This window comes from Streptomyces sp. NPDC008001 (genome assembly GCF_042958085.1).
Classification (GTDB): domain Bacteria; phylum Actinomycetota; class Actinomycetes; order Streptomycetales; family Streptomycetaceae; genus Streptomyces.
The window spans coordinates 157,315-182,488 of the sequence record NZ_JBIBIZ010000012.1; the positions used below are offsets into that span (position 1 = coordinate 157,315).

Consider the following 25,174-nt stretch of genomic DNA (forward strand, 5'->3'; position numbering starts at 1 on the left):
TTTTGATCCATTGACACGATCCGGTAGCACCCTCAACAATCGGCTGATCGCTCGGACCTGAACTGATCATGCCACCGCAACCGACGCCTTGCGGGCTTCTCGCCCCCCTCTTCATCCCTTTTCGCCTTCATCCCTTTTCGCCTTGGTGATGTGCACTCAATACGCCCGATCCGCCGGCTGCATCGGTCGTTGGACTCTGCGGGGAGAGTATGTTCGATTCTCGGGATGCCCGTCTTCCCTTGTCGGCTGCCCAGTCCGGCATCTGGTACGCCCAGCAATTGGCCCCGGAGAACCCCACTTACATCCTCGGGGAATACCTGGAAATCCACGGCCCGGTGGACGCCGCCCTGCTCGGACAATCGGCTCTCCGAGCCTTCGCAGAGGCGGAGGCCCTCCGCGTCCGGTTCGTCACCGACACGACCGGGCCCTGGCAGATCGTCACCCCGCTGGGGGACCTGACCATCCCGCTCATCGATGTCAGCGGAGAACCCGATCCACGCCGGGCGGCCCTGTCCTGGATGGAGGCCGACCTGGCGCGACCGCTCGACCTGACGTCCGTCCCGCTCTTCACCTGTGCCTTGTTCAAGGCGGCGCCCGACAGGTTCTTCTGGTACCAGCGCGTCCACCACATCGTCATGGACGGCTTCAGTGCGGCGCTCGTCATCCAGCGGATCTGCGAAATCTACACCGCACTGTCGAGAGGCCTTCCGGTCGACGACGAGACCTTCGGCCCGTTGCGCCTTCTCCTGGAAGAAGAGCGCGCATACCGCGCGTCCGAACAGTTCGCCGGGGACCGCGAGTACTGGACCGGCCGTTTCGCCGACCTGCCCGAGCCGGCGACCCTCGCCGGCAGGTTCGCGACGCCGTCGCCCAGCGTGCGGCGGGTGACAGCACACCTTCCCCCCTCGGGCATGGACCGGCTGCGGGCAGCGGCTCGCAACGCCCGGACGACCTGGCCCTCGGTGGTCGTCGCCGCCACCGCGGCCTATCTGCACCGCATGACCGGCGCCCGGGACGTCACGGTCGGCCTCGGGGTCACCGGCCGCGATACGACGCGCTCGCAGGAAATACCGGGAATGGTGTCCAACGTGCTGCCGCTACGGCTGGCGGTGCGCCCGGACACGGTCTTCTCCGACCTCGTGCGGCAGGCCTCGCACGAGGTCTTCTCCGTCCTCCGGCACCAGCGCTACCGGTACGAGGACCTGCGCCGCGACCTGGACCTGTTCCGTGACGACGGGAAATTGTTCGGCCCCGTCGTCAACATCATGCCCTTCGATTACGACCTGCGTTTCGGTGAGTCCCGCGCGACGTCCCACACCCTGTCGGCCGGCCAGGTCGAAGACCTGTCGATCACCGTCTACCAGCGGGCGAAGGACCAGGGCCCGCGCATCGACTTCGACGCCAACCCTGCGCTGTACGAGGACGACGAGCTCGCCGCCCACCACCGGCGGTTCCTGCGGATCCTGGACGCCGACGCCGGCCGGCCGGTCGGCGCGATGGAACTGCTCTCCCCACGGGAACACCGTCTGCTCGCGGCCTGGAACGACACGGGGGACCCCGGGCCCGCGGACGCCGGCGGCGCCGCCACCGTCCAGCGCCGCTTCGCCGAACAGGCCGCCCGCACTCCGCACGCGCTCGCCGTCCGCTCCGACGACGAGGAGCTGACCTACCGCGAAGTGGACGCGCGGGCCAACCGGCTCGCCCACCGGCTCATCGGGGCGGGGGTGGGCCCGGAGACCCGGGTGGCCTTCCTGCTCCGGCGCTCGGCCGACCTCGTGGTGTCCGTCCTGGCGGTACTCAAGGCGGGCGGCGCCTACGTACCGCTGCACCACAGCTACCCGCCTGCCCGGAAACGGGCCATCCTGGCCGAGACCGGGGCCGAGGTGCTGCTCACCGACCGGGCCTCGCAGGACCAGGCGCTCCCGTACGGCGCGTCCGGCACCCGCGACCCGCACGACACACGTGCCGCCCACGACGCACCCGGCGTAATGGTCCTCGTCGTCGACGCGGACGCGCGCCTCGCCCGCGAGGACGACACCGACCCCGGCGTGGAAGGCCACCCGGACCAGCTGGCGTACATCATGTACACCTCCGGGTCGCTCGGCGCCGCGAAGGGCGTGGCCGTCACCCACCGGGACGTGCTGAGCCTGGCCGCCGACCGGTGCTGGCGCGGCGGCCACCACGAGCGGGTGCTGCTGCACTCCCCGCACGCCTTCGACGCGTCGACCTACGAGCTGTGGGTTCCCCTGCTCAACGGCGGCGGGGTCGTCGTGGCACCGCCCGGCGAGCTGGACACCCGGGTGCTCGCGCGCCTCGTCGCCGGCGGCGGCATCACGGGCCTGTGGCTGACCGCGGGCCTCTTCCAGGTGATGGCCGAGGAGTCGCCCGGCAGCTTCGCGGGCGTCCGGGAGGTGTGGACCGGGGGCGACGTCGTCCCGGCCACGGCGGTCCGGCGGGTGCTGGACCACTGCCCGCGCACCGTGGTGGTCGACGGCTACGGCCCCACCGAGACCACCACGTTCGCCGCCCACCACGCGATACGGGCGCAGGACCGCGTGCCCGGCAGCGTGCCCATCGGCCGGCCCCTGGACGGCGTGCGGCTGCACGTGCTCGACGGCGGCCTGCGCCCGCTCCCGGTCGGCGTGGTGGGTGAGCTCTACATCGCGGGAGCCGGGGTGGCGCGCGGCTACTTCGGCCGGCCGGGCCCGACCGCCGAGCGGTTCGTCGCCGACCCTTTCGGCCCCGCCGCCTCCCGCATGTACCGCACGGGGGACCTGGTCCGCAGGCGCGCCGACGGGACCCTCGACTTCGTGGGCCGGGCCGACGACCAGGTGAAGATCCGGGGCTTCCGGATCGAGCCGGGCGAGGTCGAGACCGTACTGGCCCGGCACCCCGGCCTCGCCCAGGCCGCCGTCGTCGCCCGTGAGCACCGGCCGGGAGACACCCGCCTCGTCGCCTACGCGGTGCCGGTGCGGGCGGCCGGACCGGTGACGGGCGACGATCCGGCGGAGGCGGACGCCGGAGGACGGCGGGCCCCCGTCCCCGTGCCGGAACCGCGGGCCGCGGAGGAACAGCAGGTCCGCGAATGGCAGTCGATCTACGACACGCTCTACGAGGACGCCGCCGCCCGGCCGGCCGGGGAGGACTTCACGGGCTGGAACAGCAGCTACGACGGCCGCCCCATCCCCCTGGCCGAGATGCGGGAGTGGCGTGCGGCCACGGTCGAGCGGATCCTGTCGCTGCGGCCCCGCAGGGTCCTGGAGATCGGCGTCGGCACCGGCCTGCTCCTGGGGCCGCTCGCCCCGCAGTGTGAGGCGTACTGGGCGACCGACTTCTCCGCCTCGGCCGTCGAGGCGCTCCGGGCCCGGACCGGGCGCGATCCCGGGCTCGCCGGCCGGGTGACGCTGCTGCGCCGGCCGGCCCACGACTTCGACGGGCTGCCGGCCGGGTTCTTCGACACGATCGTCATCAATTCGGTGGTGCAGTACTTCCCCGGCGCCCAGTACCTGGTCGACGTGCTGCGCAAGGCGGCGGACCTGGTGGTCCCGGGCGGGGCCGTGTTCGTGGGCGACATCCGCAACCTGCGTCTGCAGCGGTGCTTCCACACCGCTGTACAGGCGCACGACCCCGGCCCCGCGCGGGACGCGGACCGCATCCGCCGCGCCGTCGAGCAGAGCGTGGCTCGGGACAAGGAACTGCTGATCGACCCGGACTTCTTCGCGGCGCTCCAGCACGCCGTGACCGGAGTCGACGGCGTCGACCTGCGCGTCAAGCGCGGTCAGCACCACAACGAGCTGACCCGGCACCGCTACGACGTCGTGCTCCACAAACAGCCCGCGAAGCCCCTCCCGCTCAGCGAGGCGCGCACCTTGCTCTGGGGGCGGGACGCCGGCGGGCTGCGGGAACTGCGCGAGCAACTGTCCGCCCGGCGCCCCGGGCACGTGCGGCTCGCGGGGGTTCCCAACGCCCGCCTGTCCGGCGAGCTCGCCACGATGCGGATGCTGGACGGCGGCGGCCCCGGCGCGGTTCCGCGCGAACGCGCCGGAAGGGAGGGGGCGGAGCCGGCTCCTCCCGACCCGGAGGCCTTCCACGAACTCGGTGCGGAGCTCGGCTACCGGGTCGCCGTGACGTGGTCGGGCACGGCCGGTGACGGCAGCCTCGACGTCGTCTTCGCCGACGCGGCGCAGGCCGCCTCGGCCACGCCCGTGGAGGTCTACGCACCCGCCGCCGCTCACCGGGACCTCTCGGCGTACACCAACGACCCCGGCGCCGGGCAGCGGGCCGGCACACTGATCGCGGACCTGCGCTCGTACCTGCGGGACCGGCTGCCGGACTACATGCAACCGGCCGCCGTCGTCGTCCTCGACCGCCTGCCGCTGACCCCCAACGGCAAGCTCGACCGCGCGGCCTTGCCCGCACCGGACTTCGGCGCGGCGTCGACCGGCCGGGCACCGCGCACCGCCCAGGAGGAGCTCCTGTGCGGACTGTTCGCGGAGGTCCTCGGCCTCCCCGCCGTCGGCGTCGACGACAGCTTCTTCGACCTCGGCGGGCACTCCCTGCTGGCCACCCGGCTGGCCGGCAGGGCCAGGGCGGAGCTGGGCATCGAGCTCCCCGTCCGCCTGCTCTTCGAGGAGCCCACCGTCGCCGGTCTGGCCGGGCGGCTCACCACGGCGCGGCCGGCCCGCCCCGCTCTGCGCCCGATGGCCCGCCCGGACGAGATCCCGCTGTCCTTCGCGCAGCGCCGCCTGTGGTTCCTGCACCGGCTGGAGGGGCCCGGCGCGACGTACAACGTCCCGCTGGCCGTACGGCTGTCCGGGGACCTGGACCACGAGGCGCTCGGCGCGGCCCTGACCGACGTGGCCGGCCGGCACGAGACCCTGCGCACCACGTTCCCCGAGCGCTCCGGGCAGCCGCGCCAGCTCGTCCTCGACGCGCCGGCCACGCCTCCGCTGGAGATCGTCGAGACCGACGGGCCGGAGCTCGCGCAGAAGGTGAGCGAGGCGGTCCGTCACGCCTTCGACCTGGCCACCGAGCGGCCGCTGCGCGCCACGCTCTTCCCCCTCGGCCCGCGCGACCACCTCCTGATTCTCGTGCTCCACCACATCGCGGGCGACGGCTGGTCGCTGGCGCCCCTGGCCGCGGACCTGGGCACCGCCTACCGGGCACGGGTCGCCGGCACCGCGCCCGCGTGGTCGCCGCTGCCGGTCCAGTACGCGGACTACACGCTCTGGCAGCGGGAACTGCTCGGCGACGAGGAGGACGCGGACAGCCTCGCGTCGCGGCAGCTCTCGTACTGGCGGGACGCCCTCGCCGGCCTCCCCGAGCACCTGGAACTGCCCACCGACCGGCCGCGCCCGGCCGTGGCCGGCCACCGGGGCGCCGACCTGACGTTCACCCTGGGCGCCGAGCTGCACCGGGGGCTCGCCGAGCTCGCCAAGGAGTGCCGGGCGAGCGTCTTCATGGTCGCCCAAGCGGCGCTGGCGGCCCTGCTGACCCGGCTGGGCGCGGGCACGGACATCCCGATCGGCTCCCCGGTCGCGGGGCGCACGGACGAGGGCCTGGACGACCTCGTCGGATTCTTCGTCAACACCCTGGTGCTGCGCACCGACACCTCCGGCGATCCGGCGTTCCGGACGCTGCTGGAGCGGGTCCGGGAGACCGACCTGGCGGCCTACGCCCACCAGGACGTGCCGTTCGAGCGACTGGTCGAGGACCTGCGCCCCGCCCGCTCCCTGGCCCATCACCCGCTGTTCCAGGTCGCGCTGGCCTTCCACAACACCGCCGAGCCCCGTCTGGACCTGCCGGGCCTGCGGGCCGAGGCCGAAGGGGTGCGGACCGGCACGACCAAGTTCGACCTCACCGTGGAACTCACCGAGCGCCGGGACGGCGACGGCGCCGCCGCGGGCCTCGACGGCCTCGTCGAGTACAGCACCGACCTGTTCGACGCCGATACCGTGCGGGCCCTGGTCGGCAGGTACCGGCGGCTGCTGGAAGCCGTGGTGGCTGACCCCGGGCAGCCGATCGGCCGGATCGGCGTCCTCGGCCCGGAGGAGCGCGAGCACCTGCTGGTGACGTGGAACGACACCGCGCTCCCGGTGCCGGAGACCGATCTGCCGGCCCTGTTCGAGGCGCGGGCCGCGCGCGGCCCCCAGGCCCCGGCCGTGGTCTTCGGCGGCCGCGAGCTGACCTACGCCGAGCTCAACGCCAGCGCGAACCGGCTCGCGCACTTCCTCGCCGCGCGGGGCGCCGGACCCGAACGCGTCGTGGCCGTCGCCCTGCCGCGGTCGGCGGAGCTGGTCGTGGCCCTCCTGGCGGTGCTGAAGACGGGCGCCGCCTACTTGCCCGTCGACCCGGAACAGCCTGCCGAGCGGACCGCGTTCATGTTCGCCGACGCGCGCCCCGTAGCGGTGCTGACCACCGCCGGCAGCGGACGGGCGCTGCCCCCGCGCACACCTCGCCTGGCGCTGGACGAGCTCGGCGCGGCCGGCGCCCTGGACGCCTGCCCGGACACCGACCCCGGCCGCGCGGGCCGGCCCGGCGCCCTTCACCCCGCCTACGTCATCTACACCTCCGGCTCCACGGGCCGGCCCAAGGGCGTCGCGGTCCCGCACACCGCGATCGTGAACCGGCTCCACTGGATGCAGGCCGAGTACCGCCTCGACGCGACCGACCGCGTCCTGCAGAAGACGCCCTTCACCTTCGACGTCTCGGTCTGGGAGTTCTTCTGGCCGCTGACCGAGGGTGCGACGCTGGTGGTGGCACCGCCCGAGGCCCACAAGGACCCCACGCGCCTCGCCGAGCTGATCCGCGCCGAACGGATCACCACGGCCCACTTCGTCCCGTCGATGCTGCACGCCTTCCTGGAGACGCCTGCCGCCGCGGACTGCCGGACGCTGCGCCGGGTGTTCAGCAGCGGCGAGGCCCTGCCGGCCGAGCTGATCACCCGCTTCCGCAGCACGCTGGACGCCCGGCTGTACAACCTCTACGGGCCGACCGAGGCCGCCGTCGACGCCACGGCCTGGGCGTGCCCGGCGGACTTCGCCGGAACGGTGTCGATCGGCGCGCCGATCGCGAACATGCGGGCCCATGTGCTTGACGACGCCCTGCAACTGGTGCCGCCGGGAGTGACCGGCGAGCTCTACCTGGCCGGGAGGGGGCTGGCCCGGGGATACGTGAACCGGCCCGGGACGACAGCGCTGCGGTTCGTCGCCGACCCCTTCGGCCCGGCGGGATCCCGCATGTACCGCACGGGAGACCTGGTGCGCCGCCGCCCGGACGGCACGCTGGAGTTCCTGGGCCGCACGGACGACCAGGTGAAGGTCCGGGGCTTCCGCATCGAGCCCGGCGAGATCGAGGCGGCGCTCGTGCGGCACCCGGGCGTCGCCCGGGCCGCGGTGACGCTCAGGGAGGACGGGCCGTCCGGGCGGCGGCTCGTGGCGTACGTGGTGCCGGCTGCCGCCGGTCCCGCAACGGACGCTCCGGACGCCCCCGGTGCTCCCGGCACCCCGGACGCCGTGGAGCCCGCGGGACTGCGAGAACACCTGCAGGGCCTGCTGCCGGAGTACATGGTCCCGGCCGCGTTCGTGGTGCTGGCCGAGCTGCCCCTGCTGCCCAGCGGCAAGCTCGACCGCGCGGGCCTCCCCGCACCCGCCGTCACCAGCGCCCCGGGAGGCCGTCCGCCGCGCACGCCCCGGGAGAAGATCCTCTCCGGCCTCTTCGCCGAGTTGCTGGGCGTGGACGAGGTCGGCGCCGAGGACGGCTTCTTCGCCCTGGGCGGGGACAGCATCGTGTCCATCCAGCTGGTGTCCCGGGCGCGCGAAGCGGGTCTGGTCATCACCCCTCGCGATGTCTTCCTGCACCAGACCGCGGCGGCCCTGGCCGCGGCCGCCACCGAGGAGGACCGGACGGGCTCCGAGGACCGGGCGGACCCCGGCCGGACGGCCCCCGGACCGGCCCTTCCCCTGGTCGCGCTGACGCAGGAACGGCGCGCCCGGCTGGCGGAGGCGTGGGGCGACGTCTCGGCCCTGCAGGACGTCCTTCCTCTCTCGCCCCTCCAGGAAGGGCTGCTCTTCCACACCTCCTTCGATCAGCAGGCGCCGGACGTCTACACCGTCCAGCTCGCCTTCGACCTGCACGGACGGGTCGACGCCGCAGCACTGCGGGCCGCGGTGGCGGCCCTGCTGCACCGGCACCCGAACCTGCGGGCCGGGTTCTGGCAAGAGGGCTCGGACCAGCCGCTGCAGGTGATCCCGCGCGCGGTGGAGCTGCCGTGGCGCGAGGTGGAGCTGGCGGGCGAGGACGACCAGGGGCAGCAGGAGGAGCTGACGCGGCTGGTGGCCGAGGACCGGGCCCGGCGCTTCGATCCGGCTCGCCCGCCCTTGCTGCGCTTCACTCTGGTGCGGCTCGCGCCCGAGCGGTACTGCCTGGTGTTCCTGTGCCACCACCTCCTCATCGACGGGTGGTCACTGCCGAACCTCGTCCAGGAGCTGTTCACCCTCTACTCGCGGCGCGGGGACGCCGCCGGGCTGCCACCGGTCGTGCCGTACCGCACCTACCTGGCCTGGCTGGCGGGGCAGGACCGGGGCGCGGCCGAGGAAGCGTGGCGGGAGGCGCTGGCGGGGGTGGAGGAGCCGACGCTGCTGGCCCCGGCCGGCAGCGGCAGCACGGTGTGCCCGCCCGAAGAGGTGGTGCGGGAGCTCCCGGAAGAGCTGACGTCGGAGCTGGCGCGGGTGGCCCGGAGCCACGGGCTGACGCTCAACACCGTGGTGCAGGGGGTCTGGGGAGCCCTGCTGGGGCACGCCCTCGACCGGCGCGACGTGGTCTTCGGCGCCACCGTCTCCGGCCGTACGCCGGAGATCTCCGGCGTCGAGGACATGGTGGGGCTGTTCATCAACACCGTGCCCGTACGGGTCCGCTGGGACGCGTCCGAGTCGTGGTCGGACCTGCTGGCCCGGCTGCAGGGCGAACAGGCGAAGCTGCTGGAGCACCAGCACCTGGGGCTGGCCGGGATCCAGCACATGACGGGGATGCGCGAGCTGTTCGACACCACGACGGTGTTCGAGAACTATCCGCTCGACACCGACGCCGTGCAGGCCGCCCTGACGGACGTCCGGGTGACGGGGCTCACCGCCCATGACGCGACGCACTACCCGCTGACCCTCGTCGTGTTCCCGGGCCGGAGCCTGCGCTTCTCGCTGGGCTACCGGCCGGACCTGTTCACGGCGGACGCGGCCGGGACGATCGCGGCGCGCCTCCGCCGGCTGCTGGAGGCGGTGGCCGCCGATCCCGGGCGGCCGGTCGGGCAGGCCGACGCCCTGACCGGCGGGGAACGGCGCCGGCTGCTGGTGGAGTGGAACGACACGGCGCGGCCGGTGCCGCCGGCGAACCTGCCGGAGCTGCTGCAGGCGCAGGCCGCCCGCACTCCGGACAGGCCCGCCGTGGTGTGCCGGGACACCGTGCTGTCCTACGCGGAACTCAACGCGCGGGCGAACCGGCTGGCGCGGGATCTGGTCCGCCGGGGCATCGGACCCGAGCGGATCGTCGCCCTCTTCCTGCCCAGGTCGGCCGAGCTGATGGTGGCGATCGTCGCCGTGCTCAAGGCGGGGGCCGCCTACCTTCCGGTCGATCCGGAGTACCCGGCCGAGCGCGTCTCCTTCGTCCTGGAGGACGCCGGGGCAGCGCTCGTCCTGACCACGTCCGCGGTCGAGGACGGCCTCCCCGGTGCGGGCACCGCGGGGACCGTGCCCCGCATGGTGCTCGACCGCCGGAACACCGAGGCACTTGTCGCCGGCAGACCGGAGCGTGATCTCTCCGATGCCGACCGGGTCCGCCCCCTCTCGCCGCAGAACCCGGCCTACGTCCTCTACACGTCGGGTTCGACCGGACGGCCCAAGGGCGTCGTCATGCCCTGCGGCGGGCTCGTGAACCTGCTGGACTGGCACAGGACGGCCGTGCCGGCCGGCGACGGCGACGGCGGCAACGAGGGCGCGGGCGGAGGCACGCGTACGGCGCAGTTCACGACGATCAGCTTCGACGTGTCGGTGCAGGAGATCCTCGTCGCGCTGACGTCCGGGCGCTCGCTGGTGATCACCCCCGAGGACGTCCGCCGCGACGCCGGCGAGCTCGTGGCGTGGCTGGAGCAGCACGAGATCGGCGAACTGTTCGCCCCGAACCTGGTCGTCGACGCGGTGTGCACCGCGGCGGTCGAGCAGGGGCGGAGGCTCCCGGCGCTGCGGCACGTCGCGCAGGCCGGAGAAGCACTGGCCCTGACGGACGCGGTGCGCCGGTTCTTCGGCGAGGGGACGCGGCGGCTGCACAACCACTACGGGCCCACCGAGACGCATGTCGTGACCGCCCACCACCTGCCGGAGCGGGCCTCGGAGTGGCCGTCGGCAGCACCGATCGGTGCGCCGGTCTCCAACACGCGGGTGTACGTGCTGGACGGCGGGCTGCGGTTGCTGCCGCCGGGGGCGGTGGGCGAACTGTACGTCGCCGGCGAGGGTGTGGCGCGAGGATATGTGAACCGCCCCGGTCTGACGGCCGGGCGGTTCGTGGCGGACCCCTTCGGGCCGCCCGGTTCCCGCATGTACCGCACCGGGGATTTGGTCCGCTGGAGCCCCGACGGCGAGTTGGCCTTCGTCGGCCGGGCGGACGACCAGGTGAAGGTCAGGGGATTCCGGATCGAACCGGGCGAGATCGAGGCCGTCCTGTCGCGTCATCCGGGCGTTTTCCGGGCTGTCGTCGCGGTCCATGAGCCGGAGCGGGCACAAGCGCACGCCGGGGCCGGGAAGCGTCTCGTGGCGTACGTGGTACCGGAAGCCGGGACCGCCCTGGACGTCGCGGACGTACGGGACTCCGCCCGCCGCACGCTCCCGGACTACATGGTTCCCTCGGTCTTCGTACCGCTGGACGAACTGCCCCTCCTCCCGAACGGAAAGCTCGACCGTACGGCCCTGCCCGTACCCGGAGCCGGTACGGCAGCGACGGCGGCAGCGACGCGTGCCCCGCGCACGCCGCAGGAAGAACTCCTCTGCGGGCTCTTCGCCGAGGTCCTCGGCATCCCCGAGGTGGGCGCCGAGGACAACTTCTTCGAGCTGGGCGGGCACTCGCTCCTCGCCACGCGGCTGACCAGCCGGATCCGTTCGGCGCTGGACGCCGAGATCTCCGTCCGCGCGCTCTTCGACGCACCGACCGCCGCGGGCCTCGCCGAGCGGCTCTACGGGCAGGAGCGCACGCGCGTACCGTTGCGCGCGGGAGCACGGCCGGACGAGGTTCCCCTGTCCTTCGCACAGCGCCGGCTGTGGTTCCTCAACCAGTTGGAAGGGCCGAGCCCGGCGTACAACCTCCCGTTGTGCCTGCGGCTGTCCGGCGCGGTGAACACGGAGGCTCTGGAGGCGGCGCTCGGCGACGTCCTGAACCGGCACGAGAGCCTGCGGACGGTGTTCCCGGAGGCGCAGGGCGTACCGCGCCAGCACATCGCCGACGCGCCGCAGCGGCCCGCGCTCGAAGTCGTGGCGACCAGCGACGCGGACCTGCCCGCGGTGCTGCGGGCAGCGGCCCGCCGGCCCTTCGACCTCGCCGCTGAGCTTCCCGTGCGCGCCTGGCTGTTCACCGTGGGCGCTCGGGAACAGGTGCTGGCGCTCGTGGTGCACCACATCGCGGCCGACGGCTGGTCGCTCGCGCCGCTGGCGCGTGACCTCGGCGAGGCGTACGCCGCGCGGTGCCGGGACCGGGCACCGGCGTGGGCGCCGCTTCCGGTGCAGTACGCCGACTACACCCTCTGGCAGCACGAGGTCCTCGGCAGCGAGGAGGACCCCGGCAGCCTCGTCTCCCGGCAGCTGGCCTACTGGCGCGCCGCCCTCGACGGCATGCCCGGCCAGCTCGACCTGCCGGCCGACCGCCCCCGCCCCGCCGCCGCGAGCTACCGCGGGGACTCGGTCGCCTTCCGGATCGACCCGGAGCTGCACCGCGCCCTGCTCGCCCTCGCCCGGGGCCACCGGGTCAGCCTGTTCATGGTGCTGCAGGCGGCGGTCGCCGCCCTGCTGACGCGCCTGGGCGCGGGAACGGACATCCCCGTCGGCAGCCCGGTCGCCGGCCGCACGGACGAGGCGCTGGACGAGCTGGTCGGCTTCTTCGTCAACACCCTCGTGCTGCGCACGGACACCTCCGGCAACCCCACCTTCGGCGAACTGCTCGGCAGGGTCCGCGAGACCGATCTCGCCGCGTACGCGCACCAGGACGTGCCGTTCGAACGGCTGGTGGAACTGCTCAACCCCGACCGGTCGCTCGCCCGCCACCCGCTGTTCCAGGTGATGCTGGCCTTCCAGAACACCCCGGAGGCCGGTCCCGTGCTCCCCGGGCTCACCAGCGCGCCCGAACCCGTGGAGGCCGGCGTCGCCAAGCTCGACCTGACCTTCACCGTGCGGGAGTCCCGGGCGGACGACGGCGCGCCGGGCGGCCTCGAAGGCAGCATCGACTACCGCACCGACCTGTTCGACCGGGCCACGATCGAGCCGCTGGCGACGCGGCTGCGCATGCTGCTGGAAGCGGTGGCCGCGGACCCCGGGCAGCCCTTGGACCGGGTCGACGTGCTGACCGCGGAAGAGCGGCACCGCCTGCTGGTGGAGTGGAACAACCCGGGCCGGGAGGTTCCCGCCGCGGGCGCCGGGAACGCCACGCTCCACGAGTTGTTCGAGGCCCAGGCGGCCCGGACACCCGACGCGGCGGCCGTGGTGTTCGAGGACACCGGACTGTCCTACGCGGAACTGAACGAGCGGGCCGACCGGCTGGCCCGGCGCCTGATCGAGCGGGGAGCGGGTCCGGAACGCTTGGTCGGTCTCGCCGTGCCCCGCTCGGCCGAGATGGTGGTGGCCCTGCTCGCGGTGCTCAAGTCCGGAGCCGCCTACCTGCCCGTCGACCCGGGCTACCCGGCCGACCGGATCACGTTCATGCTGTCCGACGCCCGCCCCGTGCTGTGGCTGACGACCAGCGCGGTCGCCGCCGGCCTGCCTCGTACGGAGACACCGCTGATCGTGCTCGACCGCCCCGGCACGAGCGAGGACTCCGGCCGCCGGGCCGCGGCGGACCTCGGCGCGGCGGAGCGCCGCAGGGCCGGTGCCGACCACCCGGCCTACGTCATCTACACCTCGGGCTCCACGGGCCGGCCGAAGGGCACGGTGGTCTCCCACCGCAGCGCCGTCAGCCTGGTCCGCTGGGCCGTGGCCGAATTCGGCTCCGGGCAGCTGTCGAAGGTGCTGGCGTCGACGTCGCTGAACTTCGACGTCTCGGTCTTCGAGGTGTTCGGCCCGCTGGCGGCCGGCGGGACCATCGAGGTCGTCCGCGACGTGCTCGCCCTCACCGAGCGTCCCGAGGGCCGGGGGTGGACCGGCTCCCTGATCAGCACCGTGCCGTCGGCCCTCTCCCCCCTGCTCGCCAACGACGTCAAGGTCACGGCCGGCACGGTGGTCCTGGCGGGCGAGGCCCTGCCGGCCCACCTCCTGCGTGACGTCCGCAGGGCGCTGCCGGACTGCCGGGTAGCGAACGTCTACGGCCCCACCGAGGCCACCGTCTACGCCACCGCCTGGTACGCGGGCGACGATCCGGACGCCGCGCCGCTGATCGGTGTGCCGCTCTCCCATGTGCGCGCGTACGTGCTGGACGGAGGCTTGCGGCTGGTGCCGCCGGGTGTGGTGGGCGAGCTGTATCTGGCCGGGGCGGGTGTGGCGCGAGGGTACGTGAACCGCCCCGGCCTGACGGCCGGGCGGTTCGTGGCGGACCCGTTCGGGCCGCCCGGGGCGCGCATGTACCGCACCGGGGACCTGGTCCGCTGGACGTCCGGTGGTGAGCTGGCGTTCGTGGGCCGGGCGGACGACCAGGTGAAGGTCAGGGGCTACCGGATCGAACCGGGCGAGATCGAGGACGCCCTGTCCCGCCACCCCGGTCTCCTGCGGGCCGTCGTCGTTCCCCAGGAGCACGGGCCTTCGGGGAAGCGGCTCGTGGCGTACGCGGTCCGGGCGGGCGGTTCCCCCGTGGACATCGCGGACCTGCGGGCCTTCGCCCGGCGCACGCTGCCCGGCTACATGGTCCCGGCGGTCTTCGTGGTGCTGGACGAGCTGCCCTTGCTGCCGAACGGGAAGCTGGACCGGGCGGCGCTGCCGGCACCAAGCCTCGCCGGGACGCCGCGCACGCGGGCCCCGCGCACGCCGCGCGAAGAGCTGCTGTGCGGCCTGTTCGCACAGGTGCTGGACGTGGCCGGAGTGGGTGCCGAGGACAACTTCTTCGAGCTGGGCGGCGACAGCATCATGTCCATCCAGCTCGTGTCCCAGGCCCGCGCCGCCGGGCTGGCCATGAGCGCCAAGGACGTCTTCCAGCACCAGACCCCCGCCGCGCTCGCCGAGGTCGTCACCGCGAGCGAGGGGCAGGGGCCCGCCCCGGATCCCGGCGTCGGCCGGATGCCCGCCACCCCGATCATGCACTGGCTGCGGGAACAGAGGACGGAGCAGTCTCTCGACGAGTTCAGCCAAGCGGTGCTGCTGACCACTCCCCCGGGCGTGACCGAGCCGCAGCTCACGAGCGCCCTGCAGGCGGTCATCGACCACCACGACGTCCTGCGGACGCGCCTGGAACGGCCGGCCGATGGCGACTGGTCGTTGTACGGCAGCCCCCGCGGCTGTGTCACGGCCGCCGGACTGGTCCGGCGGATCGACGTCGGCGGCGCGGGCGCTCCGGGACCGGTGATCGCGGACGAGGCCCGCCGGGCGCGTGCGCGGCTGCGGCCCGGCGACGGAGTGATGCTGCAGGCGGTGTGGTTCGACGCCGGGCCCGCGCACCCGGGCCGGTTGTTGCTGGTGCTGCACCACTTGGTGGTGGACGGGGTGTCCTGGCGCATCCTGCTGCCGGACCTGGCCGCCGCGGCCACGGCGATCGCCGCCGACCGCCCCGTCGCCCTGGCTCCCGTACCGACGTCCTTCCGCCGCTGGGCCGAACTGCTCACCGAGCACGCCCAGGAGCCCAAGCGGATCGCCGAGGCGGCATGGTGGGAGCGGGTTCTCGACGGTCCGAGCGTGCTCCTGACCGATCACCCGTCGCAGGAGGACGGCGCCTCGCGCTCCGTGGTGGTGACGATCCCGCCGGAACGCACGGCAGCGTTGCTGTCCGAGGTACCGGCCGCGTTCCACGCCAATGTCAACGACGTGCTGGTGGCGGCCCTGGCCGTCGCCGTCCTGGCCCGGCACCATCGGCGAGGCGAGACCGGGGCGGAGCTGCTGGTCGATGTGGAGGGGCACGGCCGGGACGAGTTCGCCCCCGGACTGGACGTGTCCCGCACCGTGGGCTGGTTCACCAGCCTCTACCCCGTACGCCTCGCACTCCACGACATCGACCTCGACGACGCCCTCACCGGAGGTCAAGCCGCCGGCCGGATCCTCAAAGCCGTCAAAGAGCAACTCCGGGCGGCCCCCGACCACGGCATCGGCTACGGCCTCACCCGCTACCTCAACCCCGGCACCCGACCCCGCCTCTCCCAACAGCCCCCTCCGCAAGTCGGCTTCAACTACCTCGGACGCTTCTCCCCCGCAGACACCGGCCCATGGACCGTGGCCGAAGAAGCCGACACCCTCTTCGATCCCGCCGGCGCCGCCCTGCCACCGGGGCGCCGTCTCGACATCAACGTCCTGGCCACGGACCGCGCCGAGGGGCCCGAGCTGGTGGCCTCCTGGACGTGGCACGAACAGGCGCTGCCCGAGAAGGACGTCCACGAGCTCACCGGCCTGTGGTCACAGGCACTGGACGCGTTCATCCACCACGCCGGCCGGCCCGGAGCGGGCGGCTGGACGCCCTCGGACCTTTCCTTGGTCTCGCTGGACCAGGACGAGATCGACGCGCTGGAAGCGGAATGGGGAGTCCAGGAATGAGGAAGCCGGGGCTGCAGGACGTCCTCCCGCTCTCGCCGCTGCAAGAGGGTCTCCTCTTCCATGCGGTCTACGACACCGGCACCCCTGACGCCTACGCGGTGCAGGTGGCATGCGAGCTCGAAGGCCCGTTGGACGCCGGTGTGCTGCGCAGGGCCGCCGAAGGCCTGCTGCGTCGGCACGCCAACCTGCGGGCCGCCTTCCGGCCGCGCGGCCAGGGACGACCGGTGCAGGTGATTCCGCGTGAGGTGATGGTGCCCTGGCGCGAGGTGGACCTGACCGACAGGCGCGACCACGAACCGGAACTGACCCGGCTCCTTACCGAAGACCGCGCCCGGCGCTTCGACCCCGCCCGGCCACCCCTCCTGCGCTTCACCCTCATCCGCACCGGGCCCGTACGGCACTGCCTGGTCTTCACCCACCACCACCTCCTCCTCGACGGCTGGTCCCTCCCCACCCTCCTCCGGGAACTCTTCACCCTCTACACCCACCACGGAGACGAGTCCGCCCTCCCACCTGCCGCGCCCTACCGCAACTACCTCACCTGGCTCACCACCCGGGACCGCGACACCGCCAAGAAGGCCTGGCAGGAAGCACTGGCCGGCGTAACGGAGCCCACGCTGTTCGCCACGGCGCGGCGGAGCGCTTCCTCGGTCGCTCCGGAAGTGCTCCCCATCGTGTTGCCGGAAGAGCTGACAGCGGCGTTGACGACGACGGCGCGCAGCCGGGGGCTGACCCTCAACACCGTGGTGCAGGGCGCGTGGGGAGTCCTGCTGGGGCGTCTCCTCGGCCGCGACGACGTGGTCTTCGGCGGTGTCGTCTCCGGCCGTGTCCCGGAGATCCCCGGCGTCCAGGACATGGTGGGGCTGCTCATCAACACGGTGCCGGTCCGGGTGCGCTGGGGCCGGTACGAGTCCTGGGCGGAGATGCTGGCCCGGCTGCAGGACGAGCAGTCGAGGCTGCTGGAGCACCAGCACCTGGGCCTGGCCGAGATCCAGCAGACGGCGGAAGCGCGGGAGCTCTTCGACACGACGACCGTGTTCGAGAACTACCCTCTGGATGCCACCGCGCTGGAGAGGATCCGTCCCGGACTGCGCGTACGGAACGTCACCGCGAGCGACGGCACCCACTACCCGCTGAGCCTCGCCGTGATTCCGGGGCGGAGCCTGCACCTGCGCGTGAAATACCGGCCGGACCTGGTCGAGCGAGAAGCTGCCGAGGCCGTCGCGACGCGGCTCCCCTTGCTGCTGGAGACGATCGCCGGGGATGCCGGTCGCCTCGTCGGGCAGAGCGACGTCGTGACCGCTGAGGAACGGCGTCAGCTGCTGGTGGAGTGGAACAACACCGCGCACCCGGTACGGCCGGCCTGTCTGCCGGAGCTGTTCGAGGAGCAGGTGGGCCGGACGCCCGGGAAGACGGCTGTGCGCCACGAGGACACCGCTCTGTCCTACGCGGAGCTCAACGCTCGGGCGAACCGGCTCGCACATCGCTTGATCGCGCGCGGAGCCGGCCCGGAGGACGTCGTCGCCGTCGTGCTCCCGCGGTCGGCCGGCCTGCTGGTGGGGCTGCTCGCGGTGCTCAAGGCCGGCGCGGCGTACCTGCCGGTGGATCCGGAGCACCTGTCCGGGCGCGTATCGTTCGTCCTCGGCGACATCCGCCCCGCGGCCGTCCTGACCACGGCGGAATCGACCGATCACCTTCCCGGAATCGATCGTGACCTGCTGCTGACCCTCGATGCCGGTGGCCTTGCGGACGAGGTGAGCCGGTTCCCGGACACGGATCCCGGTGACGCCGACCGGGTCGCACCACTCACCTCCGCCAACCCGGCCTATGTCATCTGCACATCGGGTTCCACCGGCGCCCCCAAAGGCGTTGTCGTCGAGCACCGGTCGCTCGGGGACTATCTCGCCTGGGCCCACGAGGTCTATCCGAGCGCGCGGGGAACCGTGCTGCTGCACTCGTCCGCGGCCTTCGACATGACCGTGACGGCCTTGTTCGTGCCCTTGCTGGGTGGCGGCTGCATTCACCTGGCAGCGCTGGAGGAGGGCTCGCTGCCCGGCGAGGGGCACGCCGAGGCCGAGTACACCTTCCTCAAGGGCACTCCGAGCCACCTGGCTGTGCTCAACGCCTTGCCCGCGGAATTCTCACCGACGGAGGAACTGCTGCTGGCCGGCGAGTCGCTGCGGGGCGATTCCCTCGCGGAATGGCGCCGCCGGCATCCGTCAGCGGCGGTGTTCAACGTCTACGGCCCGACCGAGACCACGGTCAGTTGTACCCAGTACCGCATCGGGCCCGGTGCCGCGCTCCCGCCGGGAGCCGTGCCCATCGGACGCCCGGTGTGGAACGCGCGAGCGTACGTGCTGGACGGCGGTTTGCGGCTCGTGCCGCCGGGTGTGGTGGGCGAGCTGTACCTGGCCGGGGCGGGCGTGGCGCGAGGGTACGCGAACCGGTCTGCGCTGACGGCCGGGCGGTTCGTGGCGGACCCCTTCGGGCCGCCCGGAACGCGCATGTACCGCACCGGGGACCTCGTCCGCCGGAACCCCGGCGGTGACCTGGTCTTCGTGGGCCGGGCCGACGAGCAGGTGAAGGTCAGGGGCTACCGGATCGAACCGGGCGAGGTCGAAGCGGTCCTCACCCGGCACCCGGGCCTCCTTCGTGCCTCCGTCGCCGTCCAGGAGCACGGCCCCGGCAAGCGCTTCGTGGCGTACGTGGTGCCGCACGCCGGCACCACCCTGGACTTCGCGGATGTCCGGGACTTCGCCCGGCGTGCGCTCCCGGACTACATGCTCCCGGCGGCATTCGTACCGCTGGACGAGCTGCCCCTCCTGCCCAACGGGAAGCTCGACCGCGCAGCACTGCCCGAACCCGGAGCCGGTGCGGCAGTGCCGGCGACGGCGACACGTACTCCGCGCACACCGCGGGAAGAACTCCTCTGCGGCCTCTTCGCCGAGGTGCTCGGCGTCCCCGGGACCGGCGCCGAGGACAACTTCTTCGAGCTGGGCGGCGACAGCATCGTGTCCATCCGGCTCGTGTCCAAGGCCCGTGCCGCCGGGCTGGTGTTCTCCCTGCGTGACGTGTTCCAGCACAAGACTCCCGCAGCCCTGGCTCTGGCCGCCGGGGAGGCCGGGAGGGACGAGGGCGTCAGTGAGGCCCCCGAGGCCAGCATCGGGCGGGTGCCGCTGACTCCCGTCATGCACCGGCTGCGGGACCGCGGTGGTGCGCCCGACACGTTCCACCAGTCGGTGCTCCTGCGGGTTCCCCCCGGTCTCGGTACGGCGCGCCTCACCGGCGCGGTGCAGGCGGTCCTCGATCACCATGACGTGCTGCGCATGAGGCTGAGCACTCACCCCGACGGCGACTGGCAGCTGGACATCGCCCCCCGCGGCACGCTCACGGCAAGCCCCTGCATCCGCCGCGTGGACGTCGCCGGGCTGGACGCGGCGGCCTTGCGCACGGTGATCACTGCGGAAAGCGCCACTGCAGCACAGCGGTTGGTTCCCCGTCGCGGGACGATGCTGCAGGTGGTGTGGTTCGACGCCGGGCCCGCGCACCCGGGCCGGTTGTTGCTGGTGCTGCACCACTTGGTGGTGGACGGGGTGTCCTGGCGCATCCTGCTGCCGGACCTGGCCGCCGCGGCCACGGCGATCGCCGCCGACCGCCCCGTAGCCCTGGCTCCCGTACCGACGTCCTTCCGCCGCTGGGCCGAACTGCTCACCGAGCACGCCCAGGAGCCCGAACGGATCGCCGAGGCGGCGCGGTGGGAGCGGGTTCTCGACGGTCCGAGCGTGATGCTGGCCGACAGCCCGCCCCGCGAAGGCGACCCCACACGCTCCTTGGTCATGACGATTCCGGCGGAGCGCGCAGCATCACTACTCACGGCCGTGCCCGCCGCGTTCCATGCCACCGTCAACGACGTGCTGATGACGGCCCTGACCGTGGCGATCCTGAGCAGGAGAGGCGGGACGGAGCTGCTGGTCGACGTGGAAGGGCACGGCCGGGACGAGTTCGCCCCCGGACTGGACGTGTCCCGCACGGTGGGCTGGTTCACCAGCGTCTACCCCGTACGGCTCGGGCTCCACGACATCGACCTCCACGACGCCCTGACCGGAGGCCGGGCCACCGGACAAGCCCTCAGAACCGTCAAAGAGCAACTCCGCGCAACCCCCGGCCACGGCATCGGCTACGGCCTCACCCGCTACCTCAACCCCGGCACCCGCCCACGGCTCTCCGGACAACCCGCCCCGCAAGTCGGCTTCAACTACCTCGGACGCTTCTCCCCCGCAGACACCGGCCCATGGACCGTGGCCGAAGAAGCCGACGCCCTCTCCGCGCCGTCCGGGGCCGGACTGCCGGGGCCGGCGCACCACCTCGACCTCAACGTCCTGGCCAAGGACGGTTCCGAGGGGCCCGAGCTGGTGGCTTCCTGGACATGGAACGAGCAAGCGCTGTCCGAGAAGGACGTCCACGAGCTCACCGGCCTGTGGTCACAGGCACTCGACGCGCTCATCAGTCACAGCGTCCGCCCCGGAGCGGGCGGCTGGACGCCCTCGGACTTCCCCCTGGTCCCACTGACCCAGGGCCGGCTCGACCGCCTGGCCGCGTCCTGGGGCGGGCCGTCGGGACTGCAGGAGATCCTGCCGCTCTCGCCCTTGCAGGAGGGCTTGCTCTTCCACTCGGCCTTCGATGAGCAGATGCCGGACGTCTACACCGTCCAGCTGGTCCTCCGGCTCCGAGGAGGGCTCGACACCGCAGCGTTGCGCGCTTCGGCAGCGGCCTTGCTGCGCCGGCACGCGAATCTGCGGGCGGGCTTCCAGCAGGAGGACGCGGATCGTCCCGTGCAGGTGATTCCGCGTGAGGTGATGGTGCCCTGGCGCGAGGTCGACCTGACCGGCACGCGCGACCACGAACCGGAACTGACCCGGCTCCTTACCGAAGACCGCGCCCGGCGCTTCGACCCCGCCCGGCCACCCCTCCTGCGCTTCACCCTCATCCGCACCGGGCCCGGCGAACACCACCTCGTCTTCACCCACCACCACCTCCTCCTCGACGGCTGGTCCCTCCCCACCCTCCTCCGGGAACTCCTCACCCTCTACACCCACCACGGAGACGAGTCCGCCCTCCCATCCCCCACGCCCTACCGCAACTACCTCACCTGGCTCACCACCCGGGACTGCGACACCGCCAAGAAGGCCTGGCAAGAGGCGCTCGCCGGCGCAGGAGAACCCACGTTGCTGGCTCCGGCCGGCGCCGGGGCGGGGGCGGTGCTGCCCGCAGAGGTGTCGTCGCAGCTCCCGGAGACGCTGACCGCGTCGCTCATGCAGTGGGCCCGCCGGCACGAAGTGACGCCCAGCACCGTGATCCAGGGAGTCTGGGGCGTCCTCCTGGGGCGCTTGCTCAACCGGCGCGACGTGGTCTTCGGTGCCACGGTCTCCGGCCGTCCCCCGGAGGTCGCCGGGGTCGAGGACATGGTGGGGCTGTTCATCAACACCTTGCCCGTACGGGTGCGCTGGAGCGAGACCGAGTCGTGGGCGGAGATGCTGACCCGGCTGCAGGAGGAGCAGGCTGCGCTGCTGGAACACCAGCATCTGGGGCTGGCCGAGATCCAGCGGACGGCCGGTGCGCGCACGCTGTTCGACACCACCACCGTCTTCGAGAGCTACCCGGTCGGCACCGGAGCGCCGGGGGAGCCGGAGAATCCGGAGGAACCCGGCCATGGGGTGCGGCTGGTGGACATCAGGACGGCCGACGGGACCCACTATCCCGTCAGCCTCGCCGTGATTCCCGGCCGCGATCTGCGGTTGCGCCTGCAGTACCGGCCGGATCTCGTGGAGCGGCGGGCGGCCGAGGCCGTGGTGGCCCGGCTGCGCCTGCTGCTGGAGGCCGTGGTCGCGGTGCCCGGGCGGCCCGTCGGGCACGTCGATCTGCTCACCGCCGAGGAGCGGGAGCGGCTCCTGCCTGGCCGCCGCCGCGTCGGCAGCGCCGAAGCCTCTGCGCCGGACGGACTGCTCCACACCTTGTTCGAGGCTCAGGCGAAGCGCTCGCCCGGGGCCGTCGCGGTGCTGCACGAGGGTGCCGGGATCTCGTACGGGGAGCTCAATGCGCGGGCGAATCAGCTCGCCCGGGTGCTCGTGCGGCGGGGAGCCGGTCCCGGGACGGTCATCGCCGTGGCGCTGCCGCGGTCAGTGCACGCGGTGACCTGTCTGCTGGCTGTGCTGAAGGCGGGCGGCGTGTATCTGCCGCTGGATCCGGAGTATCCGGCGGAACGGGTCGCGTTCATGCTGGCCGATGCCCGGCCCTCGTCCGTCCTCTCCGACGCCGCGACCGCCTCTCGTCTGCCGGAGCTGGGCGACGTGCCGTCGCTGCTGGTCGACCGGCTCGGCCTCGGCCGGGAGGACGGCGGTGATCTCACCGACGCGGATCGCCCGGTGCCGCTGTCACCGGAGCAGCCGGCCTACGTCGTCTACACGTCGGGGTCGACGGGGCGCCCGAAGGGCGTCGTCATGCCCGGGGGCGCGGTGGCGAACCTGCTGGCGTGGCACCGGGCGGCGGTGCCGGCCGGGCCCGGCACCCGGGTCGCCCAGTTCACGGCCCTCAGCTTCGACGTGTCGGTCCAGGAGATCCTCTCCACGCTGGTGTCGGGCGCGTGCCTGGTGATTTCCCCCGAGGACGTCCGCCGTGACGCGGCGGCTTTCGTGGCGTGGCTGCGGCGGCACGAGATCGGCAAGCTGTTCGCCCCGAACCTGGTGATCGAAGCGCTGTGCGAGGCGGCCGCCGAGAGCGGGGAGCCGCTGCCGGCGCTGGTGGACGTGGCCCAGGCCGGTGAGGCGCTGCGGCTGAGCGAGCCGGTCCGCCGCTTCCACCGGGGCGTACGGCGGCGCTTGCACAACCACTACGGGCCTGCGGAAACACACGTGGCGACCGCGTTCACGCTCCCGGAACGGGAGGCCGAATGGCCGGCCGCGGCACCGATCGGCCGCCCGGTCCCCCGCACCGAGGTGTACGTGCTGGACGGCTGCCTGCGGCCGGTGCCACCGGGTGTGGTGGGCGAGCTGTACCTGGCGGGCGCGCAACTGGCCCTCGGCTACCTGCACCGCCCGGGGCTGACCGCCGGGCGGTTCGTCGCCGGTCCGTTCGGCGGCCCGGGCGCACGGATGTACCGCACCGGGGACCTGGTGCGGTGGAGCTTCGCCGGGGACCTGGAGTTCATCGGACGGGCGGACGGCCAGGTCAAGGTCCGCGGCTTCCGCATCGAGCCCGGCGAGGTCGAGGCGGCCCTCGCCCGGCACGAGGACGTGGGCCGGGCCGCCGTACTGGCCCGGGAGGACCGGCCGGGCGACGCGCGCCTGGTGGCCTACGTGGTGCCCGGTCCGGGGCGGCGGCTGCACGTCCCCGGGCTGCGGCGGCACCTGGCGGAGCTCCTCCCGGACCACATGCTCCCGTCCGCCGTGGTCGAGGTCGGCGCCCTGCCCCTGACGCCCAACGGAAAGCTGGACCGGCACGCCCTGCCGGCGCCCGGGCCGGACGTGCGGGCCGCCGGCGGAGCGCCCAGGAACGCCCGTGAGGAGGTCCTGGCCGGTCTGTTCGCGGAGGTGCTGGGACTGCCGGCGGTGGGTGTCGACGACGACTTCTTCGCCCTCGGCGGGCACTCGCTCCTCGCCACCCGGCTGATCAACCGGGTGCGGTCGGCCTGCGGTGCCGAACTGCCGGTCCGCGCCCTCTTCCGGGCACCCACCGTCGCCGGGCTGGCAGCGGCCGTCGAGGCCACCGAGCGTCCGGCTGCCGGCCCGGCGGACAGCACCGACTTCCGCGCCGAAGCGGTGCTCGATCCGGCGATCACCACCGAGGGCTGCCGGCCCGCGGACCCCCGGGCGAACAGCGCTCCCCGGCACGTCCTCCTCACCGGCGCCACCGGATTCCTCGGGTCGTTCCTGCTGCGCGAGCTGCTGGACCGCACGGAGGCCTGCATCTGGTGCCTCGTGCGGGCCGCGGACGACGAGGAAGCCGGGGAGCGGCTGCGGCGGAGCATGGCCGCCTACGGGCTGTGGGACGAGGCCCTGCGCGGGCGGATCGTCGCCATGGCGGGAGACCTGGAGAAGCCGCTGCTCGGGCTGGGCGGGGAACGGTTCGCCCACCTGGCGGACCGGATCGAGGTCATCTACCACAACGGCGCGCGGGTGAACCTCGTCGACTCGTACGCGAGGCTCAAGGCGGCCAACGTGCTCGGCACCCAGGAGGTCGTGCGCCTGGCCGCCACGAGCCGGGTCAAACCCCTCCACTACGTCTCCAGCTCCGCCGCCGCGGTGGGGCGGGACGCGACGCCGGACGTCGTGCGGGAGGACCGCCGCGTGCCGCCCGGGGCCGTGGCGGAGAACGGCTACGTCGCCACCAAGTGGGTGTCCGAGGAACTGGTGCGGGCAGCCCGCGAGCGAGGGGTCCCCACCGTGATCTACCGGCCGAGCCGGGTGAGCGGCCACACCGGCACGGGCGCGTGCACGACGGGGGACGCGCTGTGGACGATGGTCCGGGCGATCGTCGAGTTGCGTGCCGCGCCGGACCGGACGGTACGGGACGGGCTGCGGTTCGACGTCGACCTCGTACCGGTCGACCACGTGGCCGCGGCCGTGGTGCACCTCGCCCGGCAGCCGGAGTCGGAGGGCCGGGTCTTCCACGTGACGAACCCGGAACCGCTGGGCTTCGACGTGCTGATCGACTGCTTGCGGCGGCTCGGCTACGAAGTGGCGAGCCTGCCCTACGAGGAGTGGCAGGACGTCCTCCGCAGCGCCGCCGACCGGGACGGCCGGGAGGGGCCCGGCGAGTCCCCGCTGGCCGCGGCCGCGCTGCTGACGCAGGGGCTGCGGACCGGCGCCGCCAGCCCCCGCTACGGGCGGAGCAACACGGAACGCGGCCTCGCCGGCTCCGGCATCGCGTGTCCGGTGGTCGGCGACGAGCTGATCGCCAAGTACGTCGCGTACTTCGTCGCGTCGGGGTTCCTCCCGGCGCCCGTGAGGAAGGACAGGACATGACCAACCCCTTCGACGACGACAACGGGCGCTTCCACGTGCTCGTCAACGACGAGGGCCAGCACTCGCTGTGGCCGGTGTTCGTCGCCGTCCCCGAGGGCTGGACCGTCGCCCTGGAGGACCGGGACCGGGCCGCCTGCCTGGAGTACGTGGAGGAGCACTGGACCGACATGCGCCCCAAGAGCCTCGCCGAGGCGATGGACGCGCCGCTCCGGAAGGGTTCCGCCTGACCCGGGGTCCGCTGCC

General features: G+C 73.3%; 3 protein-coding genes. All 3 read left to right on the forward strand.

Going from position 1 to position 25,174, the window contains the following annotated elements; translation table 11 throughout:
* The first annotated feature begins 239 nt into the window (after positions 1-239).
* From ACFZCD_RS30745 to ACFZCD_RS30755, 3 genes are read left to right on the forward strand one after another with little or no spacing between them, the layout of a single operon-like run.
* Complete coding sequence (locus ACFZCD_RS30745; protein WP_391836330.1) at positions 240-15,911, forward strand: amino acid adenylation domain-containing protein; 15,672 nt, start codon at positions 240-242, stop codon at positions 15,909-15,911.
* The gene (locus ACFZCD_RS30750; RefSeq protein WP_391836331.1) at positions 15,908-24,931 is read left to right on the forward strand and encodes an amino acid adenylation domain-containing protein; all 9,024 of its coding nucleotides are present in this window, start codon (positions 15,908-15,910) and stop codon (positions 24,929-24,931) included. The genes ACFZCD_RS30745 and ACFZCD_RS30750 overlap by 4 nt, the downstream gene beginning before the upstream one ends.
* Complete coding sequence (locus tag ACFZCD_RS30755) at positions 24,928-25,158, forward strand: MbtH family protein (RefSeq protein ID WP_391836332.1); 231 nt, start codon at positions 24,928-24,930, stop codon at positions 25,156-25,158. The genes ACFZCD_RS30750 and ACFZCD_RS30755 overlap by 4 nt, the downstream gene beginning before the upstream one ends.
* Positions 25,159-25,174 lie beyond the last annotated feature (16 nt).